A 26,199-nucleotide genomic window follows, 5' to 3' on the forward strand; every position below is an offset into this window, starting at 1 on the left:
TCTTATTACCCCTATTAATAAAAAAGCTCCCCACCGAAAACAATCGGAGAGGAGCTTTAATATAAGCTATATCTTAATAGGTTTCAGATGTAGTTTTAGCTTGCATATGCAATGTTAAGTAGTCAGGACCGCCTGCTTTTGAATCTGTACCGGACATATTGAAGCCGCCAAATGGTTGGTAGCCGACAATCGCACCTGTACAGCCTCTATTAAAGTATAGGTTTCCGACATGGAAATCTTCACGTGCTTTTTCTTGGTGTGCACGATTTCTAGTAATTACAGCGCCAGTCAATCCGTAATCTGTATTATTAGCAATTTCAATTGCTTCATCAAAATTACGAGCTTTGCTGAATGCTACAACAGGACCGAAAATTTCTTCTTTCATAATGCGAGCATCAGGTGCCAAATCGGCTATAATGGTCGGTTGAACAAAGAATCCTTTGGAATCATCCGATTCTCCGCCTGTCATAAGGCGGCCCTCATTTTTGCCAATTTCAATATACTCGGTAATTTTCTTGAATGCAGAAGCATCCACGACTGGTCCCATAAATGTGGCAGAATCAGTTGGATCTCCTACAGTCAGTTCTTTTGTTAATTCAATCGCTCTGTCCAGCACTCTATCATACACATCTTCTACAATGACAGCTCTTGAACAAGCAGAGCATTTTTGTCCGGCAAATCCAAAAGCCGACGCAACGATTGACTTGGCAGCCAATTCAAGATCAGCATCTGAATCTACAACAATTGTATCTTTACCGCCCATTTCAGCGATTACACGCTTCAGCCAAATTTGGCCTTCCTGTACCTTAGAAGCTCTCTCGTAAATCCTTGTTCCAACTTCACGGGAACCTGTGAAGCTAACAAAGCGAGTTTGCGGATGATCAACAAGATAGTCTCCCACTTCACTTCCACTTCCAGGTACAAAGTTAATAACACCTGCAGGAAGACCCGCCTCTTCCATAACCTCTACGAACTTAGCAGCCACGACTGGTGTTGTGGAAGCTGGTTTTAGCAATACTGTATTACCCGTAACAACAGCTGCTACGCATGTACCTGCCATAATCGCAAATGGGAAGTTCCATGGGGAAATAATAATTCCCACTCCCAGTGGTATGTAGTCATATCTATTATATTCATTAGGACGGCTTTGTACCGGCTGTCCATTCTTTAATTTCAACATTTGTCTAGCATAGTACTCAAGGAAATCAATCGCTTCAGCTGTATCAGCATCCGCTTCAACCCATGGTTTTCCCGCTTCTCTTACCATAATGGCAGAAAATTCATGCTTTCTGCGGCGAATAATGGCAGCTGCTTTAAATAAAACATCTGCACGCACTTCAGGTTTCGTTTTACTCCAAGTCTTGTAAGCTTTCAGTGCCTCCTGCATTGCCTTTTCTGCTAGGTCTTTATTTGCCTTGGAAACGCGGCCTACTACTACTTCTTTATCTGATGGGCTAATAGAAACAATTTTATCATCTGTAGATACTCTTTCTCCACCGATAATCAAATCATATTCCTTGCCAAGATAGCTATCTACTAATCCCAAAGCATCCTTAAACGCTTTTTTGTTTTCGCTTACAGAAAAATCAGTAAGTGGTTCGTGCTTATATGCTTGTACCATTTGATTCCCTCCCTATATTTCTGTACTAACCCCTTTTTATTCTACTCTATTGGAAGCTTGTAAGTCATCTAATATAATTTATATTCAAAATCTTCACAAGAAACTAATTACAAATCTATATCTACAAAAAAAGCTACCACAAAGGGTAGCTTAGTTTATTCATTATATATATATACATCTGGTTCTTTGGAATTTGCCTTTTTCACAATGAGTGATTCCTGTCCATTGGAAGATGCAATTTTTGTCTCCACCGATAAATATTCAGGGAAACTTGATTTCACCAATCCAGCCACATATTGTGTAAATCCAATAACCTCTGTTTTTCCGTAAAACTGCATATCTATAGAGATGGTCAGCTTTTGCAATTCTTTATTCACATAAAAGGCTTTCCCAATTACTCCATTAAAATTAGGGAAGTATTCTTCAACATCCTGCTTAAAATTAGCAAAAGTCGTCGCATCATCACGGAAATCCTTTGTTGCTTTATTGGATGGGAATAGATAATACTCTTCTTGTACGTTAGTCCATTTGGAAATCTTATTACTTTTCTCTCCTACTTTTGTATAAGAAATAAAATTCCCAGGCACAACCGCATCCTTGCTTCCTTGTTCAAATAAAGCAACCATAATCGGAACGGTTTCTCCGCCCTCCATCGTTCTAATTCGTTTCACAACTTCAGCTGCAATTTTTTGACCTTCTTCGAGCAGTTTATCTTCATCAATTTTAATCTCGTACGTTTCCCCGTACTTTTCCTTTTGATAATAAAATACTGAGTTAAAGGCAAGCCCTATCGAAATGCCGCCCAACTCAACTTTATTATCATCTGTTTTGATTAGATAATCATGCTCTAAAATATGGGCAAGATATTCTGGATTTTTCTCATATCTTTCCTCAATATCACCCTTCCCATCATCTAGAGGGTTTAAGCCAACGTTGTCCTCAGCAGCCAGTTTGTTCTCTTTCAGCTGCCCTTTTGTATATTTACGATTCAGCCAGCTTTTAATTGTTTTCGTGTCCAATAACTGACCTTCTCTAAAAATATATTCCTCTGTTGGGAATGGGTCATGAGATAATCTCATCAGCCCTGTTTCAAACTCTTCCAAATCAAGTCGCGTATTAATGCTTGAAACCACAAGACCTCTGGAACTGCTTATCTGATAAGGCAGCATCGTTTGATAATAATTATCGGATATTTGATATTCGGGAATAATGGAAGACTCCTTCTTAGAATCTTTCTCGGTATTATCCTCTACTACCTCATCCTTATCAAATTGTGGTGCGCAGCCTACAAGCATTAATGCCAGTACCATGGTTATTGCTATCAAACGCTTCATCCCTACACCTCTATCCCTGCTTGCCCAGTTCTTCCAGTAAATTGCTTTCATCCCATATTTCAATTCCTAAATCCTGGGCTTTTTTTAATTTTGATCCGGCATCTTCCCCGGCTATTACTAAATCTGTCTTTTTACTTACGCTACCTGTTACCGTTCCACCTAAAGCTTCAATCAACTCTTTTGCTTCAGTTCGTCCGTACTTTTCCATCTTTCCTGTAAGTACGATGGTTTTTCCAGAAAAATAACTATCTGTAGCCTCAGCTATATTTTTCTTTTTACCTTTATAGAGCATATTAACCCCAGCATTTTTTAATTCATTGATCAATTGCTGGCATTCTTCCTGATTAAAATAAGTCACAACCGCATCAGCCATTTTGTCCCCAATTTCATTGATAGCTGTCAATTCAGCTACATTTGCAGACATTAGACGACCCATGTCTTCAAATTCTTCTGCGAGAATTCTGGCAGCCTTAGCACCAACATGACGGATTCCCAGTCCAAATAAAAGACGCTCCAACGAGTTGCTCTTAGAAGCTTCAATAGCGTTCAAAAGATTGTTCGCTGATTTATCTCCCATACGCTCCAAATTGATCAGCTGGTCATATGTCAATTTATATATGTCCGCTACATCCTTAATTAACGATTCATCGAATAATTGAATGATAACTTTTTCACCCAGGCCATCAATATTCATGGCATTTCGTGAAACAAAGTGAATCATCCCCTCTTTAATCTGGGCTGGACACTTTGGATTGATGCAGCGCAGAGCTACCTCTCCTTCCAAACGAACAAGCTCACTACCGCAATCAGGGCAATGCGTTGGCATATGAAATTCCTTTTCTTCCCCTGTTCGCTTTTCAAACAGGACATTGACTACCTCTGGAATAATATCTCCAGCTTTTTTCACGACAACATGGTCTCCAAGACGAATATCTTTTTCACGGATTAGGTCCTCATTATGAAGTGAAGCTCGTTTAACTGTTGTACCTGCTACTCTTACTGGGTCCAATAAGGCGGTTGGCGTAATAACGCCTGTACGTCCGACAGTCAATTCAATATCGCGAAGAATAGTGATGACTTCCTCTGCAGGGAATTTATAAGCAATCGCCCATCTTGGACTTTTTGCAGTATATCCTAATTCCTCTTGTTGAGAAAGTGAATCGACTTTGATGACGATTCCATCAATATCATAATCAAGCTCAGGCCTTTTGGCTGACCATTCCTCAATATACTCTAATACATCTTCAATCGTAGCACATCTTCTGCGATGCGGATTGGTTTTCAGTCCTAATTTTTGAAGAAAGTCAAGTCCTTCTCCATGGGATTCAACACCCGTTTCTCCTGTTTCTCCAATCCCATAAAGGAAAATATCCAAATTTCGCGAAGCAGCTATGCGCGGATCAAGCTGACGCAAGGATCCTGCTGCTGCATTTCGTGGATTGGCAAATGGTTCTTCCCCATTTTCTTCCTTCTTTGCATTTAAGGAAACAAACGATTTCTTTGGCATATATGCCTCACCGCGTACTTCAAATGTAACTGGTTCATTCAATCGGAGTGGGATGGAACGAATGGTTTTAAGATTAGCCGTAATATCCTCACCAATTGTTCCATTTCCTCTTGTAGCTCCTTTAACAAACAGTCCTTCTTCATAACGCAGGGAAACCGCCAATCCATCTATTTTTAATTCACATATATAAGAATAACGGTCTGTACCAAGTCCTGAATTTACTCGGCGGTCAAAATCACGCAAATCACTTTCGTTAAAGGCGTTACCAAGACTTAGCATCGGTGTAATATGTTCCACTTTTGCAAACGTATCGAGAACTTGTCCACCAACTCTTTGAGTAGGTGAATCCGGAGTTTGCAGTTCCGGATATAGACCCTCTAATTCCACCAACTCTTTGTATGTTTGATCATATACAGAATCAGAAACTGATGGCTGGTCGAGAACATAATATTCATATCCATATTGGTTTAATAGTGATTGAAGCTCAGCCACTCGTTTTTGCGCTTCTTTTATATCCATATTTTCAGCCCTCTCTACTCAATGTTTCTCTTGCGGACTATTGTTTTGTGATTGGTGCAAATTTGGCAAGGAGTCGTTTGATGCCCATAGATGGGAATGCAATATCCAGCTCCAAACCGTCCCCGCTTCCTTTTACGCTGACAACTGTACCAACGCCCCATTTACCATGGGCCGCTTTATCGCCAACCTGCCAGTCAAGTTTTTCTCCGCCGGACTCATTCATCATTGATCTCCCGACAGTTTTTGGTCTTGCTGCACCATTGACTCCTGAATTGCTAATACCGGTACCATTTATACCCGTTCTAGTTCTTGTACCTGAACCTGACTGCATAAAGGAAGGTCTTGACTGCCTTTGCTCTTCAGGCGGATTTAACGGTTCAATTAAATCCTGTGGAATTTCTTTAATAAAGCGAGAAACAGGATTCAGATTGGTACGTCCATATAATGTACGCATCTGTGCATTTGTAATAAACAATTCACGTTCAGCCCGTGTAATCCCAACATAAGCAAGACGTCGTTCCTCTTCCATTTCCGCTTCTTCCATTAAGGCACGGCTATGCGGGAAGACACCTTCTTCAAGTCCAATCAGGAATACAGCAGGGAATTCCAGCCCTTTTGCCGAGTGAAGTGTCATTAATACAACGCCATCTGTCACAGCTTCGTCCTCATCCATACGGTCAATGTCCGCAACGAGAGCGAGGTCTGTTAGGAAGGCAACCAAGCTCTTATCATCACTGCCCTTTTCAAAGTTTTTCGTAACAGATAAAAACTCATCAATATTCTCCAGGCGTGTTTCTGCTTCAATTGTCTTCTCAATTTCCAACGATTTTCGATACCCTGATTTTTCAATAACCTCTTCTATTAATTCTGTAACAGACAGGAATTCCTGCATCTGCGTATAGTTTTTAATTAGGTCCCTGAATTCAGCAGCCCCATTATAAGCTTTACCGCTAAGTCCAATAAATTCAAGCTCCATCATAGCCTGATACATAGATATATCGTGATCAGCGGCATAATTAGCAATTTTGTCAACCGAGCTTGCTCCAACTCCACGCTTTGGAACATTGATGACTCTGCGCAAGCTGATATCATCGTCTGGATTGGCGATGAGACGCAGATAAGCAAGAATATCTTTGATCTCCTTACGATCATAGAACTTAATACCGCCAACAATCGTGTATGGAATATTGGATTTCAGCAGAACTTCCTCCATTACCCTTGACTGAGCATTCGTACGGTACAAAATGGCAATATCAGATAGCTTTTTCCCTTGCTGTTCTGTCAGCTCTTTAATCTTTCCTGCAACGAACTGTGCTTCACCTTGTTCGCTGTCCGCACGGTAATATGCCAACTTATTCCCTTCCAGGTTTTCTGTCCATAAATTCTTTTCCTTGCGATTCAGGTTGTTGTTAATGACTCCATTGGCAGCCGCTAAAATTCGTTTTGAGGAGCGGTAATTCTGCTCAAGTAAAATAACATTGGCATCAGGGTAATCCTTTTCAAAGGATAGAATGTTGGCAATATCAGCACCACGCCAGCGATAGATGGACTGATCGGAATCACCAACTACACATAGGTTTTTAAAACGCTGTGCCAATTTCTTTACAAGCATATATTGTGCACGGTTCGTATCCTGATACTCATCCACGTGAATATATTGGAACTTTCTTTGATAGAATTCTAGTACTTCCGGAACCTTATCAAAAAGTTCAAATGTCTTCATGATCAAATCATCAAAGTCCAATGCCTGATTTTTACGGAGTCTCTTCTGATACTCTGTATATAGATCAGCTACCGTTTGCTCATAATAATTGCCTGCACTGTTTGCAAATTCCTCATAGTTGATTAATTCATTTTTGGCAGAGGAAATGGATCCAAGAATCGTCTTAGGATCGAATTTCTTCGTATCAATATTCTTTTCTTTCATGATTTGCTTTATAACCGTTTGCTGATCACCCGGATCCAGAATCGAGAAATTTCGATTCATACCAATTCGGTCAATATCACGGCGCAGGATTCGCACGCACATTGAGTGGAAAGTAGAAATCCAAATATCTTCGGCAGCGCCGCCAAGGATTCCCTGAATCCTTTCCTTCATCTCTCTTGCCGCCTTATTGGTAAACGTAATGGCAAGAATATTCCATGGTGCTACTTCTTTTTCTACAATTAGAAAGGCGATGCGGTGGGTAAGTACCTTTGTCTTCCCACTGCCCGCTCCGGCCATAATTAGCAAAGGTCCATCCGTAGCTTGTACAGCCTCTTTTTGTTTATTATTTAATCCCGTTAACAGTCGATCTGTTAAGAACTGCATTATGACACCACCCTAACGAACATTTGTTCTTATTATACTCTATCCAATGGCTTTAACGACAATTTTATTTATTCTTTTTGGCAGAATCTACTGTCAAGAGAGCCGTTTTTAAATCCTCATAGACGAGGTTTCCGACTACGATTACATCCGACAGGCTAGACATTTCCTCTGCTTTTTCGATGCTTGTAATTCCTCCGCCGTAAAATAGCGTTGTATTCATCAATGTATTTTTAACGGTTTTGACAAGTGCTGGATCCCCATACTTTCCGCTATATTCCAAATAAAAGATAGGCAAATGTAATACTTTTTCTGCCACAAGGGCATAGGCTACCGCATCTTCTTCCGTCAAATCGGTATTGGCATCCGTCAAGTCTGCTGCCTTACAATCAGCATTCATGATGCAATACCCTTCCACATACATTTCGTCCCAATTAATCATGTGGCCAAATTCTTTAATTGCTTCTTTATGCAAACCAAGAATCCAATCCGGATTCCTGCTATTTAAAACAGATGGTATAAAATACAAATCAAATCCCGGGGTTATGGATTCTATATTTGATACCTCAAGCACACAAGGCAATGTATAACGCCTAACGCGGGCCATTAAGTCCAGAACATTTTCTAATGTAACACCATCTGTTCCTCCGACAATAATAGCATCCGTACCCGATTCACAAACCTTTTCGAGTGCTTCATCTGAAATTTCTTTATTAGGATCGAGTTTAAACACATGTTTCCACTCGCGAAAATCGTACATGCAAAACAGCCCCCATTCTAATTTCCATTTAACCATTATAGCATTCCTTTTAGAGTTCCCAAAGAGTTAGAAAATTCATATGCACAACTGTTATCTAACCGGTTATAAATATGTGCTTTACCCTGATGCGCTCCTACTTAATTGAAAATTAGAAGATACGTTCCCAGCCTGAGTACATATAAAAAAGCAAGCAACCGATGTGCATATTCCACGCGGTCTGCTTGCTTTTATTTATTTCAGGCATTATCTTCTTTTAATCTTCCCAGTGCCATTGAGTACGCATCATTCCCGTAATTCAGACAACGTTTAACCCTTGAAATAGTTGCAGTGCTTGCTCCGGTTTCAGTTTCAATCATATGATACGTTTTTCCTTCTTCAAGCATTCGGGCAACCTCGAGGCGTTGGGCAAGAGATTGTATTTCATTCACCGTACATAAATCATCAAAGAAACGATAACATTCATCGAGATCTTTCAAGGATAATATCGCGTTGAATAATTGATCCAACTCTTTCCCTTTTAGTTTGTTAATTTGCATATATCCAGGTTCCTCCTAATCATTTGAGAGTGTGACACTATTATTTAAGCCCGGTTGATCCGGAATAATATTAATCCATGTTTTCCCCTGCACCAGTTTTACTTCCGTTTCACCGGATACAGGTACAATTCGACCATCTTTACTTTCCCATTGAATCTCCAAGCGTTTACCTTTTTGCAGTAAGTATGCATCTCCGCCCGCAGTTAAATCAATACTTCTGCGGCCTTTATCATCAATTACCTTATGAATAGCTTCAACAATAAGGATATTATCCAGTAGAACGGGATCTTTCGTATCTTGATCCTCCGTGCGTACTCCCGCTGTATGGCGTGTATACTTTTCACTGGCCGAATCATACTTATAGGTCACATCATAATCTGCAGATCCATAAGATAGAGTAGCAACTTTAAACTCCTCACCGGAAATTAATCCTGTTTCATCGTCGGAAAAAAAGCTATAAGCCGGGGTGTTCTCTTCCATTGAATATCCTTCTTTTTGTGCACCCTCTAAGATATTTTCATAGGTGATATAGGAGTTATGTGGCGCTTTTCGATCAGTAGATCGTTTGAAGAGTGTCCCATCATAGTTAAGTCCATTCAAATGGTCTATATAATCAGATTGAATCAGTTTTTTCGCATCAGGACTCCAGCCATGAAAAATATACAGGCTTTCATATCCTTTGGCAAGCTCTATATAATAATCTCTCGCGCTTCTAATTGGTCCAATGTTTTCGGGAAATTCGCTTTGGTAAATAGCCAAAAACCTAGTTATTTTACTTTCAGCTAAAACCTCATATACGACATCTGCTTTAGATAGCCCAGACTGAGGCCTTGCTTTGGGATGATTATTGACCATAACCGATACAGCCCTGTGGTTGACCTCTTCGTCCGTTCCCACACCCGTTAACGGATACGTATTCACCGGCTTGGCAGCTACCTCTTCTTTATCAGTTTGAGGTTTATCAATAATGGTTTCTTCCTTATTCCCTGAACATCCTGCCAGAAGGACAAAAACTAAAGCCACCATGAACCCAGCTTTCCTCAACATGCCCTACACCCCTTAAAAGTGAAATTGCCCCACTTGACTATCTTTTATTTTTCTCTATTCTTTATTATTTTAACGCATTATAGTCGGAAAGAGTACAGATTTATTCATAACGTCATATAATCCTGCCTGGGTTACCCTTATATAAGGTAAATGAGTAGATGAAAAGAACAGTAATGAATAAATCGGATCCTCGAATGGGTATCCCTTTTCAGTCAATATTTCTCGCAATCTAGCTTCTTCTTCTATTAAAATCGGGAGTTCTTGATTAGACATCATTCCTTGCAGCGCCAAAGGCATTTCGAACAATATTTCACCTTTTTCTGCAATTACAATTCCCCCACCGATTTCTTTCATTCGGTTAAATGCCAGTCTCATGTCTTTCTTACTTTTTCCAATCAACAATATATCCCCAGAGTTGGAAAAGGATGAAGCAAATCCATACAAACGGTTGGCAAACCCTTTTAATATCGTATTGATTCTGAATTTACCATCTCTCGTTAGGTACGTAAAAAAGCTCTCATCATGGTCTTCATCCAAAACCTCTCTTGAAATATCAATATGAATCGAATATGGCTTAGTGATGACACTATTCTCCATATTGATGCCAAATGGCATTGAGTATTGGAAGTCGTAATCTGTAAGCTCCCAATCAAGATCCAGAGGGCTAAGGCCAAAGTCTTTCCAGGCAATCGATGTTCGATTCGTTTCAACCTGTCTTCCATCCCTTTTCACCCAATGCCCTTTTGATAAAACAGAGTGAGGAGTTGGCTGATCCTTGGCAGACAGGAAGTTAATATTGGCTACTCGTCCTGTCGCAATATTTCCGTGTAAATAATCAATATTATAATAGCGGGCTATATTTAAGGAAGCCATATTATATGCATCAATAATAGGTACACCTTTTTCAATCGCAAGCGAGATTAATTGATCCGTAAACCCATCTTTATAAAATCCAGGTGTTGAACCGTCTGTATTGAAAAATAATCGATCATAGGAATTCAAATCGTACTCTTTTAAATCATCCAAAATACGAGGTAAATCCGGACGAATGGATGAATGTCTCAAGGACACATCATATCCCTGCATCAGTCTGCGAATGACTTCTTCTCCGGTCATAGCCTCATGATCACAATCCGCACCAAGCAGCATTAATTTAGAAAGTGTTTTTTCAGAAGCGCCTGGGAAATGTCCTTCAATTTTCTTTCTCATTCTTTTTGCTTCCTGAATCCAGTGAAGCATCATGTCGTCTCCGTCAAGAAGACGCGGCCATCCTGTTAGCTCTCCAGCCTGCAGGACTCCATCGTGCTCAAGCCAGCTCTTTACATTAGAATGCGAGAATACCATCTCTTCATTTCTCAGCTCAGTTTGAGAATCCAGTCTTGCCCACCAATACATGCTGATGGGAAGATGACGTAATTCCTTCAATAGTGCAAACGCTTGTCTATTGTCCAAAAGAGTAAACAAAAGCATGTTATCATTGATTAAGGTGGTTGTTCCATATTGAGCAGCGTGCATGCCAAGAGTAGCCGGATTATATAATTGAAATGGATGAGCATGCGGCTCAATATAACCAGGTACCAGGTATTGATCCGTACAATCTACAATCTCACACCCATCCTGCATAACAGGCATGTTTTCCCCAACATATACAATTCGATCTTCATAGATCCATATATTCGCCTTCATCCACTTTTTAAACACCTGATTCAAATACACGGCATTCGTTAAAACAAGAGTTGGCGCTACTTTACCATCTATCACATGAACATGCTCGCGCAGTTGTTTATTTTTCCATCTATATCGTTGTCCAAGCATAAAAATACCCCCTTCGCAAAACATCATTTCTTATATTTAAAAAAACGGAAGCATCGCCCTTCCATTTTTAAAATTTAAAATGTAAGCCTTTTCAATATACTACCATATTTTCATTATTTAGAGCATTAAAGAATGAAATTAATTTGTAATTCTTTACATTTCAGCATTATTAAATAACTGTATGTATATGACTAATACGTATGATTACATTAAAAAGTTCCCTTTAATAACGGTAAAAGATTAGTGATTCCCCAAATAAACCATTCCCTTGCCCCTTTAAACTAAACCTGTAAAGCCGTATTATTTAATTTATAGCTCTAAAAAACATGTGGATAGGAACTATCCTATACTTCTTCAGAAAACAGCATTTCTCTTTAAAAAATGATATCTTTTTATTAATTTTTGTCGTAAAAGAACAAGTTAATGATTTTTCTAGTCTAATATTCAAGAATATTATTGTCTTTTAAAGATATATGAGTGAATTTGTTAAACTATTGAGCGGTTTTAAAAATAAATGGGCGAAAACAAAGATTATTGAGCGATTCAGAGGATTTATGAGCGGATTTTGGAGAATAGAGCGAATTATACTGTGATTGAGCGATATTAATAGATTTTGAGCGAAATCCCTTCTAGTTAGTTGAAGTTTGATTAAATGAATTTGAAATTTATCCTATTACTAAACAGAAAGAGTTTGGACCACTTTTCACCAACGTTGAACATGCCCCTCTGCATACCTTTTTGGCATATGAAAAAGGCCGACCTCTTTAGGTCGACCAGTAGCTAATTTAATGCTTCTTTCTCTTTTTCCCTTGCTTTACTAACTAGCTAATAAATAGCCTCTAACCGTTATATTTTTCAATGGCACGCTCTCCAATATCATGGCGATAATAGAGACCATTACATTGAATTCCCTCTAGCTCCCGATAAGCCTTTTTTTGGGCAATCTTCAATGTTTTACCGAGTGCAGTTACTAGGAGGACTCTTCCTCCATTTGTCAAAAACTCACCCAGTTCATTTCTATTTGTCCCTGCGTGATAAATATGTGTATCGACATCAACATACTTTAAACCTTTTATAATACTGCCCTTTCCATACTCACCCGGATAACCATTAGCTGCCATGACGACTCCAAGAGCGCTTTCTTCAGACCATTCCAAATCCATATCGACAGAATTCAGAACGTTTTCAACCACATCCATTAAATCTGACTTTAACCTTGGCAGGATGACCTGTGTTTCCGGGTCACCAAATCGGGCATTAAACTCAATCACCTTTGGACCCTCAGCAGCAGCAATTAACCCGGCATATAGGATACCAGTGAATGATTTACTCTCTTCCACCATTGCCTTTGCTGTCGGTATCAGGATTTTCGTTAACGCCTGGCTAACCATGTCTTGACTGATATGCGGAACAGGAGAGTAAGCTCCCATTCCACCTGTATTCGGACCTTTATCACCATCAAAAGCACGTTTATGATCCTGAGCAATTTCCATTGGATAGACCTTTTCTCCATTTACAAAGGCCATAAAGGAGAACTCCTCACCGCTCAAAAATTCCTCAATCACGATTTTTTCAGAAGACTCTCCAAACCTCTGATTGATCAGCATTTCTTTTAAAGCATTGAGCGCATCCCCTTCGGTCATCGCGACGACTACACCCTTGCCTGCTGCAAGACCATCCGCCTTAATAACAATCGGTGCACCCTTTTTCTTTACATATTGGACTGCCTCTTCGTAATCCGTAAATGTTTCATATTCCGCTGTAGGTATATCATATTTTTTCAGCAAATCCTTCGTAAAAGACTTACTTCCTTCAATTATGGCGGCAGCTTTGGTAGGTCCAAATACGGTTAGTTCATGAGCCAGAAATTCATCTACTATTCCGTTCACTAACGGAGTCTCCGGACCTATAAATGTTAGTTCTATTTCATTTTCTTTCGCGAAATCAATTAATCTAGTATGATCTCTCTCCTGGATATCCACAATCTCAGCAACATCTGCCATCCCAGGATTGCCTGGTGCCACAAATACTTTTGTAACGCGCCTGCTCTCAGCAAATTTTCTGGCCAAAGCGTGTTCACGACCTCCGCGCCCTATAACAAGTACTTTCATCATTTCATGTCTCTCCCTCTTAATGTTTGAAATGCCGTACTCCGGTTGTAACCATGGCAATACCATACTCATCTGCTTTTTTTATAGAGTCCTCATCTCGCTTTGACCCGCCAGGCTGAATGATAGCGGTAATTCCAGATTTGGCCGCGGCTTCTACTGTGTCATCCATTGGAAAGAATGCATCTGATGCGATAATGGCGCCTCTCGCTTTTTCACCAGCCTGCTCTAAGGCAATCTTCGCAGCACCGATACGATTCATTTGACCAGCACCTACTCCCAGTGTCATTTGCTCATCTGTTACGACGATTGCATTTGATTTAACATGCTTTACGAGTTTCCATCCAAATTGAAGAGCTTTCCATTCAGCTTCAGTAGGTTCTCTTTTTGTAACAACCTGAAGCTCTGCATCCTGTATAGTTGCCTTATCTGACTCTTGAACAAGCAAGCCACCTGCAATGGAAGATAGTTTTTTCTCCGTTTTCTCTCTTCCCTCAAATCGAATGGTAAGTAAGCGAATATTTTTCTTAGATGTTAAGACCTCTAATGCCTCGTCAGTAAATGATGGGGCAATCACAATTTCCAAGAAAATTTCATGAAGCAGTTTCGCCGTTTCAGCATCTACTGTCCGGTTTAACGCAACAATACCGCCAAAGATAGATGTAGGATCCGCTTCATATGCCTTTTGGAATGCTTCATAAATAGTTGCTCCAGTTCCTGCACCGCAAGGATTCATATGCTTCACAGCAACAGCAGCCGGCTGTTCAAATTCCTTCACGATTTGCAGGGCAGCATCTGCATCATTGATATTGTTATAGGATAACTCCTTACCATGCAGCTGCCTGGCTGCTGCAATTGAAAAAGTAGAGCCAAGTGGTTTTGCATAAAACGCAGCTTTTTGATGAGGGTTTTCACCGTAGCGAAGTGGTTGCTTTAACGTGTATGTAACAGTATAGTTTTCAGGCTGATCCTCTTCTGCCAAATTTGTCATGTATTCAGCAATCAGGGCATCATAAGCCGCTGTATGGCGAAAAACCTTTGCCGCCAGCTTTCTTCTATCCAATAAGGAAAGTTCTCCATTACGGAAACCATCAAGTACTTTTCCATAGTCAGCAGGATCCACCACAACTGCTACAGACTCATGGTTTTTAGCAGAGGCCCTCAGCATTGCAGGACCGCCAATATCAATATTCTCGATTGCCTCTTCAACTGTCACTCCTGGTTTAGCAATCGTTTCTTGGAATGGATAAAGGTTTACACAAACCAGCTGAATAGGAGCAATCCCTTGTTCTTCAAGCTGAGCCATATGGGATTCATCGTTTTGTTTTCCAAGGAGCCCCCCATGAATATAGGGATGTAAAGTTTTTACGCGTCCATCCATTATTTCCGGAAAACCTGTCACGTCACTGACGCTGATAACTGGAATACCATGATCCGACAATGTTTTTTTGGTTCCCCCTGTGGAAATAATCTCAAAACCCAGCTCTGCAACTCCTTTGGCGAATTCTACAATCCCCTCTTTGTTTGATACACTAATCAATGCCCGCTTTTTCATACTTTCTCCTCCTGTTCGTTGCTTACCTGCTCTATAATGCGTGGATATAGGTTATGCTCTACCTGCTGAATTTTCCTGTGGATCTCCTCCACGCTCTCCCCTTTATGTATCGAGACGGCTCTCTGTGCAATAATCGGCCCCGTATCCATGCCTTCATCTACATAATGAACCGTAACCCCTGTCACTTCGACGCCTGCCTCTATCGCCTGCAAAACGGCATTTTTCCCTGGGAAGGCTGGCAATAAAGAAGGATGAATATTAATAATGTGATTAGGATAGGCCCTTAACAGTACTGAGCCAATTAATCGCATATAGCCTGCCAAAACAATCATCGCGACTTCTTTCGCCTGCAGCTCCTGTAAAATTTGCTGTTCATAATCCTCTTTCAAAGGAAAATCCTTTGGAGAAAAGGAGAATACCGGAATATTTAACTTTTCCGCCCTATCTATACAGTAAGCACCTGGATGATCACAAATCAGCAATTCTATCGAGGCATGCAATTTTCCTTTTTCCACCGCTTCTGCTATCGCTTGAAAGTTACTGCCATTACCTGATGCAAATATAGCAATTTTTTTCATAGCTTCTCCCTTAGTCTTATATGATTTCAACTTAATAAGCTACTAAATTGTCTTTGCCTTTTTTGTCAATCAACGAAAATTATGCCTTCTTTTTGAATCACCCGACCGATTCTTTTTGCGTCTTCCCCCAATTGATTCAGGGTACCAATTAGCTCACTCGCTTTTTCAGCCTGTACAGCTAGAACCATGCCAATCCCCATATTAAAAATCGAATACATGTCATCCTCTTCAAGTGATCCTTTATCTTTTATAAGGTTGAAAATCGGATTGATTTCCCATGTTCCTTTTTTAATTTCCGCCCCAAATCCATCCGGAAGCATGCGCGGTATATTTTCGATAAATCCTCCTCCGGTAATGTGGGCGATTCCATGAACTGAACCGGACTTCAAGACTTCTAGGATGGGCTTTACATAAATCTTAGTCGGACGCAGTAATTCCTCTCCAAGCATACAATCCAACTCTTCGATAAATTGATCCAGTTCCATTGATGATTCATCAAATAGTACCTTTCTCACCAGCGAAAACCCATTGCTGTGAATCCCGCTTGAAGGCAGCCCAATTAATACATCGCCCTCTCGTACAAGGCTTCCATCAATCAACTTCCTTTTTTCTGCCGCACCAACCGTAAAACCTGCCAGATCATATTCATCTACAGAATACATTCCTGGCATTTCGGCCGTTTCACCGCCAATTAAGGCACAGCCTGCCTGCTCACATCCATCCGCTATTCCTTTTACGATTGCCTCAATTTTTATTGGATCTGCTTTTCCACAAGCAATATAGTCAAGAAAATATAATGGTTCTGCACCTTGGGCAATAATATCATTTACACACATGGCAACGCAGTCAACACCAATTGTATCGTGCTTCTCCATCATCATAGCGAGCAATAATTTAGTCCCGACTCCATCTGTTCCCGAAACGAGTACAGGCTCCTTAAGGGACAATGCCGACAAATCAAACATACCCCCGAACCCGCCCAAAGCACCGAGTACCTCTGGTCTTTGTGTACGGCTTACATGCTTTTTCATACGTGAGACGGATTCATAGCCTGCTTCAATATCCACTCCTGCACGTTTATATGCGTTCGACAAAATGACCATCCTTTCATGCTTCCTATCAAGAATCTATTGCCGTTACTTTATTTTTTCATATGCCTGATCATCGGTGGCATAAATTTCAGTTGGATAGTTCCCCGTAAAGCATGCCATGCATTGACCTCGATACTCGCCACCAAAAGGCCTGCCGATTGCCTTAACCGTCCCCTCCACACTTAAAAAGGTCAGAGAATCTGCTCCGATCATCTCCCTGATTGCCTCAACGGAGTTAAAGCCGGCAATCAGCTCTTCTTTGGACGATGTATCAATTCCATAAAAACAGGGATTTTTGATTGGAGGAGAGCTAATGCACACATGTACCTCTTTTGCGCCGGCTTCTTTAAGCATCGTCACAATCCTCCTGCTGGTCGTTCCCCTTACAATAGAATCATCCACCATAATGACCCTTTTTCCCTCGACCACACCGCGCACTGGGGCCAGCTTCATTTTCACCCCTTGCTCACGTAGAGATTGGGATGGCTGTATAAAGGTCCGTCCCACATATCGATTTTTAATTAACCCCATTTCATATGGAATCCCACTTACTTCGGCATACCCGATGGCTGCCGATATACTTGAATCCGGCACACCTGTGACAACATCTGCCTCAATTTCCGCTTCAATAGCCAGTTGTTTTCCAAGGTTCTTCCTGGCTGTATGAACGTTAATACCATCTATATTGCTATCGGGTCTTGAAAAATAAATATACTCCATACTGCACATGGCTCTGCCCTGTGATTCAGCAAAATACTCTGATTGGATGCCGTCATCGTTAATGGTCACCAGCTCTCCGGGCCGAACATCCCGGATATAATCGGCTCCTATTAAATCGAAGGCACATGTCTCAGATGCAGCCACATATCCGTCACCGATTCGCCCGATGGAGACAGGACGCAATCCATGTGGATCCACAGCTATCATCATTTCTGTCTCTGTCATGACCAGAAATGCATAGGCCCCCTGAACGTACGATAATGCTTGCTTTACTCGCTCCTTAAAACAAGCTGAACCAGAGCGCCTAATTAAGTGGGCCAGGACCTCTGTATCGGAGGTTGTATGAAAAATGCTTCCATCTATTTCGAGCTGATGTTTCAATTGGTTTGCGTTTACCAAATTTCCATTATGGGCGAGAGCAAAACTACCAACAGTCTGAGAATTAAACAAAAATGGCTGAACATTGGCCACTCCGCCTCCACCTGCTGTCGCATAGCGAACATGGCCGATTGCGCTCCGTCCCTTCATATCCTCAATGATTTTTTGATTGAAAACGTCATTAACGAGTCCTTCTGCTTTATGCGATTTCAATACTTGGCCATCTGTAACGACCATTCCCGCTCCTTCCTGTCCACGGTGCTGCAGACTGTGTAAACCATAATAGGTTAGTTGAGATGCTTCAGTATGTCCCCAGATCCCAAACAATCCACATTCTTCATTTAGTCCACGGATTTCAGCAAGCATGGTATGGCTCCCTTCCAGGCTTTCAGTAGTTGTTTTGCTTCAATATCAATAACTGCCTCTTCCTGGCCGGCATGAATAACGTATTTTTCTGTATCGGTTACAATACCTATTTGAACCGCTTCCGGAATGATTTCTTTGAAAGGTCCGACATGTTCAGGCGATACAGTTACAAGGAAACGGGATTGTGATTCTGCAAATAACCGGGTGGCCAAATCTCCCTCTAAAGTCACTTCAAAACCAAGGTTTTCTGCGCCAAACAATCCTTCTGCGAGTGCTACGGATAATCCTCCTTCTGCCAGATCATGAGCTGACTTAACCGCACCCGCCTGAATCGCTTTTAACAGCTTATCCTGCCGTTCTTTCTCAATCTGAAGGTTGAGATGGGGCGCTTTCCCATAAATTCGTCCATCATTCATGAATTTTTGCAGCTCACTTCCGCCAAATTCAGCATATGTTTCTCCTATTAAGTAGATTAAATCACCCTTGTCTTTGAAGGATTGGGTGGTAATATGCTTAAGATTATGAATAAGCCCAACCATGCCAACGACCGGTGTCGGGTAGACGGCTTCTCCATTTGTTTCGTTATACAAGGAAACATTTCCACCAATCACCGGTGTCCCTAGTACACGACATGCAGCACTTAATCCATCTGTCGCTTTTTCGAGCTGCCAGAAAATTTCAGGCTTCTCCGGATTCCCGAAATTCAAGCAGTCTGTAATCGCCAGCGGTTCACCACCCGAACAAATAATATTACGCGCTGCTTCAGCCACTGCGATTTGGCCACCTGTTTCCGGGTCTAAATAGAGATAGCGCGAATTGCAATCCGTTGTCATAGCCAACGCTTTTTCCGTTCCGCGAATACGAATGACAGCTGCATCAGAACCAGGCGCTACGACCGTATTCGTGCGTACCATATAATCATACTGATCATAAACCCATTCCTTACTCGCTATGGTTGGCTGTGCCAATAACGAAAGCAGAGTTTCTGTATAGTTGTTGATGACAGGTACTTCATCTTCCATCGCTTGAAACTCTTGAAAATAATTAGGCTCTTTTGACGGTTTATAGTAAACTGGCGCCTCCTCAGCTAGTGCATCTGCCGGTACATTTGCCACCACTTCGCCTCGATGTGTTAAGCGAATCATTTTATCTTCCGTTACAGTGCCCACAGCGACCGCTTCAAGGCCATACTTTCCAAACAGCTCTTCGATTTCTTGCTCCCGTCTTTTTCTGACTACAATCAGCATTCTCTCCTGTGACTCAGATAACATCATTTCATAAGATGTCATTCCTGTTTCTCGCTGAGGAATCTTATCTAAATTCATTTCAATTCCGGATCCTGCTTTGGAGGCCATTTCAGCAGAGGAACTGATTAATCCAGCTGCGCCCATATCCTGTATTCCTACAAGTGCATCCGATTTTACAAGCTCCAGGCATGCTTCAAGTAAAAGCTTTTCCATGAATGGGTCCCCTACTTGTACGGCTGGCCGTTTAGAATCAGAATCATCTGTTAATTCCTCCGAGGCGAAGGTTGCTCCATGAATGCCATCACGACCTGTTTTTGCTCCAACATACATAACCGTATTTCCAACTCCATGCGCCTGACCCTTCTTAATATCCTCATGATTGATTAAGCCGACACACATCGCATTTACAAGAGGATTCCCCTCATAGGAAGCATCGAACTGAATTTCCCCACCAACAGTCGGTATTCCGATGCAGTTTCCATATCCGGCAATCCCAGCTACAATTTCCTCAAATAAGTACTTCATCCGTGGAGTTGTTAATTCTCCAAAACGCAAGGAGTTCAGTAAAGCAATCGGTCTAGCACCCATTGAAAAGACATCGCGAATGATTCCGCCCACGCCCGTGGCTGCACCTTGATATGGTTCGATTGCGGAGGGATGGTTATGGCTTTCAATTTTAAAAACAACCGCTTGCCCGTCGCCAATATCCACAATACCCGCACCTTCTCCGGGCCCCTGAAGTACTCGTTCACCTGTTGTAGGGAACTTCTTTAATACAGGCTTTGAGTTTTTATAGCTGCAATGCTCAGACCACATAACTGAAAACAAGCCTATTTCTGTATAGTTTGGCAAGCGTCCGAGAATTTTTTCTATCTTGGCAAACTCATCATCTGTCAATCCCATTGTGGCATATATTCGTTCTTCTTTAATCATGGTTGGACTTGGCTCAAGCATTAACGACATTTGTTTCCCTCCAGTAGTGAACAATCGATTTGAATAACTTGATTCCATCAGCACTGCCAAGTAAGGAGGAAACAGCCCTTTCCGGATGGGGCATCATCCCAAGAACATTGCCTTGCTTATTCATAATTCCCGCGATATCCTGATGACTGCCATTCGGATTTCCCTCATACGTAAACAGAATTCGATTTTGTGTCTTTAACTGTTCCAGTGTCTCTTCATCACAATAGTAATTTCCCTCGCCATGAGCAATCGGGATAGTGATTTGTTCATTTTTAGTATAGGAACTCGTAAAAGGAGTTTTGTTGTTCACTACACGCAGCTTTTGCAGTCTGCAAATAAACTTCAAATCAGCATTACGCCGCATAGCTCCCGGCAGCAATCCCGCCTCCAGTAATACCTGGAAACCATTACACACACCGAGGATCGGAATACCATCCAATGCCGCTCTTTTCACAGCCTCCATAATGGGGGAAAATTGAGCAATTGCTCCGCACCTTAAATAGTCACCATATGAAAACCCTCCAGGCAGCAGGACAGCATCAAAGCCTTCGAGACTCGTTTCCGTGTGCCATACATATTCCGCTTCTTCTCCAATCTCATCACGAATGGCATGGTACATATCAATATCACAATTGGATCCCGGAAAGACGATTACGGCGAATTTCACTGTCCGATAACCTCCTCTATGCTATATCGATAATCTTCAATGACCGTATTCACTAACAATTTTTCGCACATATTGCGGACCGCCTCATCAACATCAGCAGTAGATTCAGAGAGTTCTAACTCCAAATACTTGCCAATTCGCACATCCCGAACCTCAGGAAAGTTCAGGGCATTCAATGACTTTTGTACAGCAGCTCCCTGAGGATCCAATACACTTTCACGAAGAGTGACATAAACCTTTACTTTATACATGTTGAACGTCCTCCAGCTTAGCAAGAATTTTTTTATAGGCATCTGTTAAACTGCCGAGATCCCGGCGGAATACATCCTTATCCAACTTTTCATTTGTATGCGAATCCCAAAGACGGCAAGTATCCGGTGAAATTTCATCAGCAAGCAGGACATGACCCTCCTCATCTTTACCAAACTCGAGCTTGAAATCTATTAATCTGATGTCCATAGAAGCAAATAAGCTTTGCAAAGTTTCATTGATTTGCAAGGACCGTTTTTTCAATATTTCGACTTCTCTGGCTGTAGCAAGGCCCAGAACGTCAATATGATCTTCTGTTAATAGTGGATCTCCAAGCGCATCGTCTTTATAATAAAATTCTACAATCGGCCTTAGAAGAGGCTTTCCTTCCTCTACGCCCAATCTTTTAGAAAAACTACCGGCAGCCACATTGCGGACGACTACTTCTAAAGGAATAATGGTAACTCGTTTAACGAGCTGTTCTGTTTCTGATATTTTTTTAATAAAATGAGATTCAATACCCTTACGGTGAAGCCATTCGAATAGCAAGCTCGTGATTTCGTTATTCAGATGTCCTTTCCCCTCAATCATTGCTTTCTTTTCCCCATTAAATGCGGTTGCGGAGTCCTTGTATCGGATTAGGACGATTTTCGGATTATCAGTTGCATAAATTTGCTTTGCCTTACCTTCGTAAAGAAATTCATTCTGAGCCAATTGGATATCCTCCTATATGGTAATAATCCTGATAAGCCAAACACGGGATGGATTTAATATGGAAAGGGGCACTCCTCACCTTTTAAGCATAAGTAGCGCCCCTTGTTGAAATTACAGCCCCATACGTTCAAAAATAAAATCTACATTTTTCAAATGATAACGGTAATCGAAACAATCATCCAGTTCTTCAGCAGAAAGATAAGCCGTTATTGTCTCATCCGCATCCAGCAACTCACGGAACTGAACCTGTGTTTCCCATGCTTCCATCGCCTTAGGCTGGACCGTATCATACGCTTTTTCACGCGACAGCCCTTTATCAATTAAAGCAAGCAATACACGCTGTGAATAAATCAGACCATAAGTGCGGTCCATATTACGCTTCATATTTTCAGGGAATACCGTTAAGTTTTTCACGATATTACCGAAGCGGTTCAACATATAATTCAATAAAATGGTCGCATCCGGGAGGATAATTCTTTCAGCAGATGAATGTGAAATGTCCCGTTCATGCCAAAGTGAAACATTTTCATAGGCCGTCATCATGTGACCGCGAATCACACGGGCCAACCCAGTCATATTCTCCGAACCGATTGGATTGCGTTTATGCGGCATAGCGGAAGAACCCTTCTGTCCCTTCGCAAAGAATTCCTCTACTTCACGTGTCTCACTCTTTTGCAAACCACGAATTTCAGTTGCAAATTTTTCAATAGAAGTCGCAATCAATGCTAGTGTGGACATGTATTGCGCATGTCGGTCGCGCTGTAAGGTTTGGGTAGAGATTGGAGAAGGTTTTATTCCAAGATTTTCACACACAAACTTTTCTACAAATGGATCAATGTTCGCATATGTTCCAACAGCACCGGAGATTTTACCGTACTCTACTGTATCTGCAGCTTCTTTTAGTCTTTTTAGATTCCGCTTCATTTCTTCGTACCATAATGCCATTTTCAAACCAAATGTCGTTGGTTCAGCATGGACGCCATGAGTACGTCCCATCATAACCGTATATTTATGCTCCTTCGCTTTGTCAGCCAAAATTGTAATAAACCGCTCTACATCAGCGATTAAAATATCATTGGCCTGCTTGAGCAAATAAGATAAAGCCGTATCGACTACATCTGTAGAAGTCAGACCATAATGCACCCATTTCCGTTCTTCTCCCAGCGTTTCTGAAACGGCACGTGTAAAGGCAACCACATCATGTCTGGTTTCTTCTTCAATTTCTTTGATACGATTCACATCAAAGGATGCACGCTCTCTCATCACTTTTACATCTTCTTTAGGGATTGCACCAAGCTCCGCCCAGGCTTCACATGCTAAAATTTCGACTTCGAGCCATGCCTGAAAACGATTCTCCTCAGTCCAAATCTTTCCCATTTCCGGTCTTGTATAACGTTCAATCATTAGTTCATATCCACCTTTTCTTTTTTGTCTCCTATTTGTTCATTCCATACACTTGTTTGATTGAGCTCCTCCAATATTTCCATCGGATGCTCTCCTAAGACTGTAATATGCCCCATTTTTCTATCTTTCTTCGCTTCACGCTTCCCATAAATATGTACTTTCCAATCAGGCTCATTCCCTAAAGCCTGTATAACCTCTTCCAAATGCTGTCCCAAAATATTGACCATTACCGCACTGGAATGTAATTCAGTATGACCAAGCGGCCAATTACACACCGCTCTTATATGTTGCTCAAATTGAGAGGTTTCACAAGCCTCAATCGAAAAATGTCCAGAATTATGAGGTCTCGGCGCCAATTCATTCACCAGAATATCATCGTGGTCGAGCAGGAACATTTCAACGGCTAATGTACCAACTAACTGTACTGATTCTGCCAATTGTACAGCTACTCCAATCGCATGGATTTGAGCGTTTGCATTGATTCTCGCCGGGACAATCGATTGATGCAAAATATTATTGATATGAATATTCTCTGCAACAGGAAACACCCGTATAGAACCATCCAATTTTCGAGTTACTATAACTGAAATTTCTTTTTGAAACGGTATGAAACTCTCCAAAACACAAACTCCATGGCTCAGCAATTCAGAGCCTTTGGCTAAATCTTCTTTATTCCGTATAACAAGCTGTCCTTTTCCGTCATAACCGCCTCGCGCTGTTTTCAACACGGAAGGATAACCAAGTTTAGAAATAGCCTGGCAAAGATCCTCAAAACTTGCAATGACCTCGTACGGGGCAACTTTGACACCTGATTTCTCAATCGCCTGTTTTTCAAGAACCCGATCCTGCGTAATTCTCAATATATCCGTACCCTGCGGGATATATGAATTACCCTTTAGTTGATCTAATGCATCAGCATCAATATTTTCAAATTCATATGTGAGTACATCACTTATCTGTGCCAAGTGCTGCAGAGCCTCAACATCATTAAATGGGGCGGAGATTTCCACATCCGCAATTTGGCCGCATGGACTGTTGGGTGTAGGATCAAGTACAGCTATCTTAAAACCTAAATTTCTGGCTGCCAATGCCAGCATTCGCCCCAACTGACCGCCACCTATTATCCCAATCGTCTGGCCAGGTAAAATAACTGGTGCCTGCTTACTCAAGTTCATCACAACTTTCAATTGATTGTCTTTGAATTTTTAATCTATATTGTTCAAGTTCTTCAGCCAATTCTTGCTCGAAGGTCCCTAATATCTGTACTGCTAAAAGACCTGCATTTTTTGCACCGGCTTTGCCAATCGCCATCGTTGCTACAGGAACACCACCCGGCATTTGAACAATAGACAGCAAAGAATCCAAACCGTTTAGAGCGTGGGATTGCACAGGCACACCAATTACAGGCAAAGTGGTTTTGGCTGCTACCATCCCAGGTAAATGGGCTGCTCCGCCTGCACCGGCTATAATCACTTTGATTCCACGGCTGCGCGCGCTTTGGGCATATTCAAACATTACATCAGGCGTTCTATGAGCTGAAATTACTTTTTTCTCATAAGCCACCTCAAAATCATCCAGAATAGTACATGCATGCTTCATCGTTTCCCAGTCTGATATGCTTCCCATGATTACTCCAACCTTAGGGTTATTCATCATTTTCGCCTCCAAATAAAAAGCTGCATGAACACACTTTCAAAAAAGAGAAAGCAGTCCACACAGCTTATATGCTATGCCAAACCGAGCACTTAGGACAAGTACTATGCCCTCACATATAAGGTGAGGTCCGCTTTCTCTCATAGTCCAAAAATTTATTCGGTCTTTGGGTAGAAACTTGCAGGCCATATCCCCGCTATTATATGAGAGAAGTATTAATTTTAATGTTTATTGTTCGTACCTATCTTATCAATAGGGCTAATTGTATGTCAACTAAAAACCGAACACTTCTGTTATTTAATGCAATATCGTTCGGTTTTCAATTAATTAATTTGCCTTCAAAAATAATCTGGCGTGCAACCGGAATATATTCTATCTGGTCGCCCTTCTTCACTTCCTTAAAAATTGGTTTCTCCATACGTCTTATGGGAAAGTATCCTTCCCTTTTCATACGCTCCAGGCATTCATCAATGCTTTCATTCTCCTGCAATTCAAATCTTTGTTTCTTTGGCTTAGCCAATCGACCCTCGTCCTTTCTGTTACTTACTCTACTAGTAGTGTATCCCATTTAGTACTCTTTTCGGAAGTTTTGTTACAGAATTTTATGTGACTGGTGTAAGCGTGGACTGGCAAAAGCTTTCTTCTTTATGGAAAGGAATTCAGTTTAAAATCTGCGTTGTCTCACACCTGTCCTCTAGCAAAAACACGTTAATGTATGTGCGGTAAGACGTAGATAAATGATGACATAAAACCTATTCCTCCGGTCCATCTATATAGAGTAGTTAATCGGAGCCAATATGCTTAATGTGGATTGTCCTGGATTCAATGTTGAAAAGCAAGGCTTTCTCTCAGATTTTATTCACCTTTGTCTCATTTTTCAACTAATGTCTTCTTTCCAGCGTACCAATCATGCTAATAACTCGACCTTGTTCCCTAAAAAAACGCACAAAAAAACCAGTTCATAAACTGAACTGGTTCCTGTATTGCCCGGCAACGTCCTACTCTCACAGGGACTCGCGTCCCAACTACCATCGGCGCTGAAGAGCTTAACTTCCGTGT

The 26,199-nt window shown here is 41.3% G+C and carries 21 protein-coding genes, 1 rRNA gene and 1 riboswitch; all 22 genes read right to left on the reverse strand.

Features of this window, described 5'->3' with window-relative positions:
* Nucleotides 1–73: 73 nt before the first annotated feature.
* On the reverse strand, nt 74–1,621 hold the full coding sequence (gene pruA, locus AC4D4A_RS18800; protein WP_490997236.1) for an L-glutamate gamma-semialdehyde dehydrogenase: 1,548 nt from the start codon (nt 1,619–1,621) through the stop codon (nt 74–76).
* A 155-nt stretch (nt 1,622–1,776) separates the two neighbouring features.
* Entirely contained in the window at nt 1,777–2,955 is a 1,179-nt protein-coding gene (locus AC4D4A_RS18805) for a CamS family sex pheromone protein (protein ID WP_490997237.1), read from the reverse strand.
* Between the two features lie 10 nt (nt 2,956–2,965).
* Nucleotides 2,966–4,981 carry an NAD-dependent DNA ligase LigA gene (gene ligA, locus AC4D4A_RS18810; protein ID WP_490997238.1) on the reverse strand — a complete coding sequence of 672 codons (2,016 nt, stop codon included), beginning with the start codon at nt 4,979–4,981 and terminating at the stop codon, nt 2,966–2,968.
* A 37-nt stretch (nt 4,982–5,018) separates the two neighbouring features.
* Nucleotides 5,019–7,292, reverse strand: coding sequence for a DNA helicase PcrA (gene pcrA, locus AC4D4A_RS18815; protein WP_490997239.1), 2,274 nt, complete (start codon nt 7,290–7,292; stop codon nt 5,019–5,021).
* Nucleotides 7,293–7,356: 64 nt separating this feature from the next.
* The gene (gene pcrB / locus AC4D4A_RS18820; protein ID WP_490997240.1) at nt 7,357–8,049 is read right to left on the reverse strand and encodes a heptaprenylglyceryl phosphate synthase; all 693 of its coding nucleotides are present in this window, start codon (nt 8,047–8,049) and stop codon (nt 7,357–7,359) included.
* A 236-nt stretch (nt 8,050–8,285) separates the two neighbouring features.
* Nucleotides 8,286–8,585, reverse strand: coding sequence for a YerC/YecD family TrpR-related protein (locus tag AC4D4A_RS18825; protein ID WP_066108496.1), 300 nt, complete (start codon nt 8,583–8,585; stop codon nt 8,286–8,288).
* Nucleotides 8,586–8,600: 15 nt separating this feature from the next.
* A complete protein-coding gene (locus AC4D4A_RS18830; RefSeq protein ID WP_490997241.1) occupies nt 8,601–9,632 on the reverse strand; it encodes a DUF3048 domain-containing protein in 1,032 nt (343 codons plus the stop codon).
* 69 nt (nt 9,633–9,701) lie between these two features.
* Nucleotides 9,702–11,447 (reverse strand): adenine deaminase C-terminal domain-containing protein, encoded by a 1,746-nt coding sequence (locus AC4D4A_RS18835; protein ID WP_490997242.1) that lies wholly within the window; start codon nt 11,445–11,447, stop codon nt 9,702–9,704.
* An 839-nt stretch (nt 11,448–12,286) separates the two neighbouring features.
* Nucleotides 12,287–13,558, reverse strand: a complete 1,272-nt coding sequence (purD, locus tag AC4D4A_RS18840) for a phosphoribosylamine--glycine ligase (protein ID WP_490997253.1) — start codon at nt 13,556–13,558, stop codon at nt 12,287–12,289.
* Between the two features lie 19 nt (nt 13,559–13,577).
* Nucleotides 13,578–15,110 (reverse strand): bifunctional phosphoribosylaminoimidazolecarboxamide formyltransferase/IMP cyclohydrolase, encoded by a 1,533-nt coding sequence (purH, locus tag AC4D4A_RS18845; RefSeq protein ID WP_490997243.1) that lies wholly within the window; start codon nt 15,108–15,110, stop codon nt 13,578–13,580.
* Complete coding sequence (purN, locus tag AC4D4A_RS18850; RefSeq protein WP_490997244.1) at nt 15,107–15,688, reverse strand: phosphoribosylglycinamide formyltransferase; 582 nt, start codon at nt 15,686–15,688, stop codon at nt 15,107–15,109. Before purN ends, purH begins: the two co-directional genes overlap by 4 nt.
* A 65-nt stretch (nt 15,689–15,753) precedes the next feature.
* A complete protein-coding gene (purM, locus tag AC4D4A_RS18855; RefSeq protein ID WP_490997254.1) occupies nt 15,754–16,782 on the reverse strand; it encodes a phosphoribosylformylglycinamidine cyclo-ligase in 1,029 nt (342 codons plus the stop codon).
* Between the two features lie 42 nt (nt 16,783–16,824).
* Nucleotides 16,825–18,243, reverse strand: coding sequence for an amidophosphoribosyltransferase (gene purF / locus AC4D4A_RS18860; RefSeq protein WP_490997245.1), 1,419 nt, complete (start codon nt 18,241–18,243; stop codon nt 16,825–16,827).
* Nucleotides 18,219–20,453, reverse strand: coding sequence for a phosphoribosylformylglycinamidine synthase subunit PurL (gene purL, locus AC4D4A_RS18865; RefSeq protein ID WP_490997246.1), 2,235 nt, complete (start codon nt 20,451–20,453; stop codon nt 18,219–18,221). The genes purF and purL overlap by 25 nt, the downstream gene beginning before the upstream one ends.
* Nucleotides 20,437–21,120, reverse strand: coding sequence for a phosphoribosylformylglycinamidine synthase subunit PurQ (gene purQ, locus AC4D4A_RS18870; RefSeq protein WP_490997247.1), 684 nt, complete (start codon nt 21,118–21,120; stop codon nt 20,437–20,439). The genes purL and purQ overlap by 17 nt, the downstream gene beginning before the upstream one ends.
* Complete coding sequence (purS, locus tag AC4D4A_RS18875; RefSeq protein ID WP_490997248.1) at nt 21,117–21,371, reverse strand: phosphoribosylformylglycinamidine synthase subunit PurS; 255 nt, start codon at nt 21,369–21,371, stop codon at nt 21,117–21,119. The genes purQ and purS overlap by 4 nt, the downstream gene beginning before the upstream one ends.
* Nucleotides 21,364–22,089, reverse strand: a complete 726-nt coding sequence (purC, locus tag AC4D4A_RS18880) for a phosphoribosylaminoimidazolesuccinocarboxamide synthase (RefSeq protein WP_490997255.1) — start codon at nt 22,087–22,089, stop codon at nt 21,364–21,366. The genes purS and purC overlap by 8 nt, the downstream gene beginning before the upstream one ends.
* Before the next feature lie 105 nt (nt 22,090–22,194).
* Entirely contained in the window at nt 22,195–23,487 is a 1,293-nt protein-coding gene (gene purB, locus AC4D4A_RS18885; protein WP_490997249.1) for an adenylosuccinate lyase, read from the reverse strand.
* Entirely contained in the window at nt 23,487–24,662 is a 1,176-nt protein-coding gene (gene purK / locus AC4D4A_RS18890; protein ID WP_490997250.1) for a 5-(carboxyamino)imidazole ribonucleotide synthase, read from the reverse strand. The genes purB and purK overlap by 1 nt, the downstream gene beginning before the upstream one ends.
* Nucleotides 24,649–25,140 carry a 5-(carboxyamino)imidazole ribonucleotide mutase gene (gene purE, locus AC4D4A_RS18895; protein ID WP_490997251.1) on the reverse strand — a complete coding sequence of 164 codons (492 nt, stop codon included), beginning with the start codon at nt 25,138–25,140 and terminating at the stop codon, nt 24,649–24,651. The genes purK and purE overlap by 14 nt, the downstream gene beginning before the upstream one ends.
* A 123-nt stretch (nt 25,141–25,263) precedes the next feature.
* A riboswitch (purine riboswitch) is annotated at nt 25,264–25,367 on the reverse strand.
* Between the two features lie 92 nt (nt 25,368–25,459).
* Nucleotides 25,460–25,660, reverse strand: coding sequence for an NETI motif-containing protein (locus AC4D4A_RS18900; RefSeq protein WP_490997252.1), 201 nt, complete (start codon nt 25,658–25,660; stop codon nt 25,460–25,462).
* A gap of 465 nt (nt 25,661–26,125) precedes the next feature.
* Nucleotides 26,126–26,199: ribosomal RNA gene (rrf, locus tag AC4D4A_RS18905) — 5S ribosomal RNA — on the reverse strand; the annotation flags it as partial.

It is taken from the genome of Pradoshia sp. Z5_111, assembly GCF_058267535.1.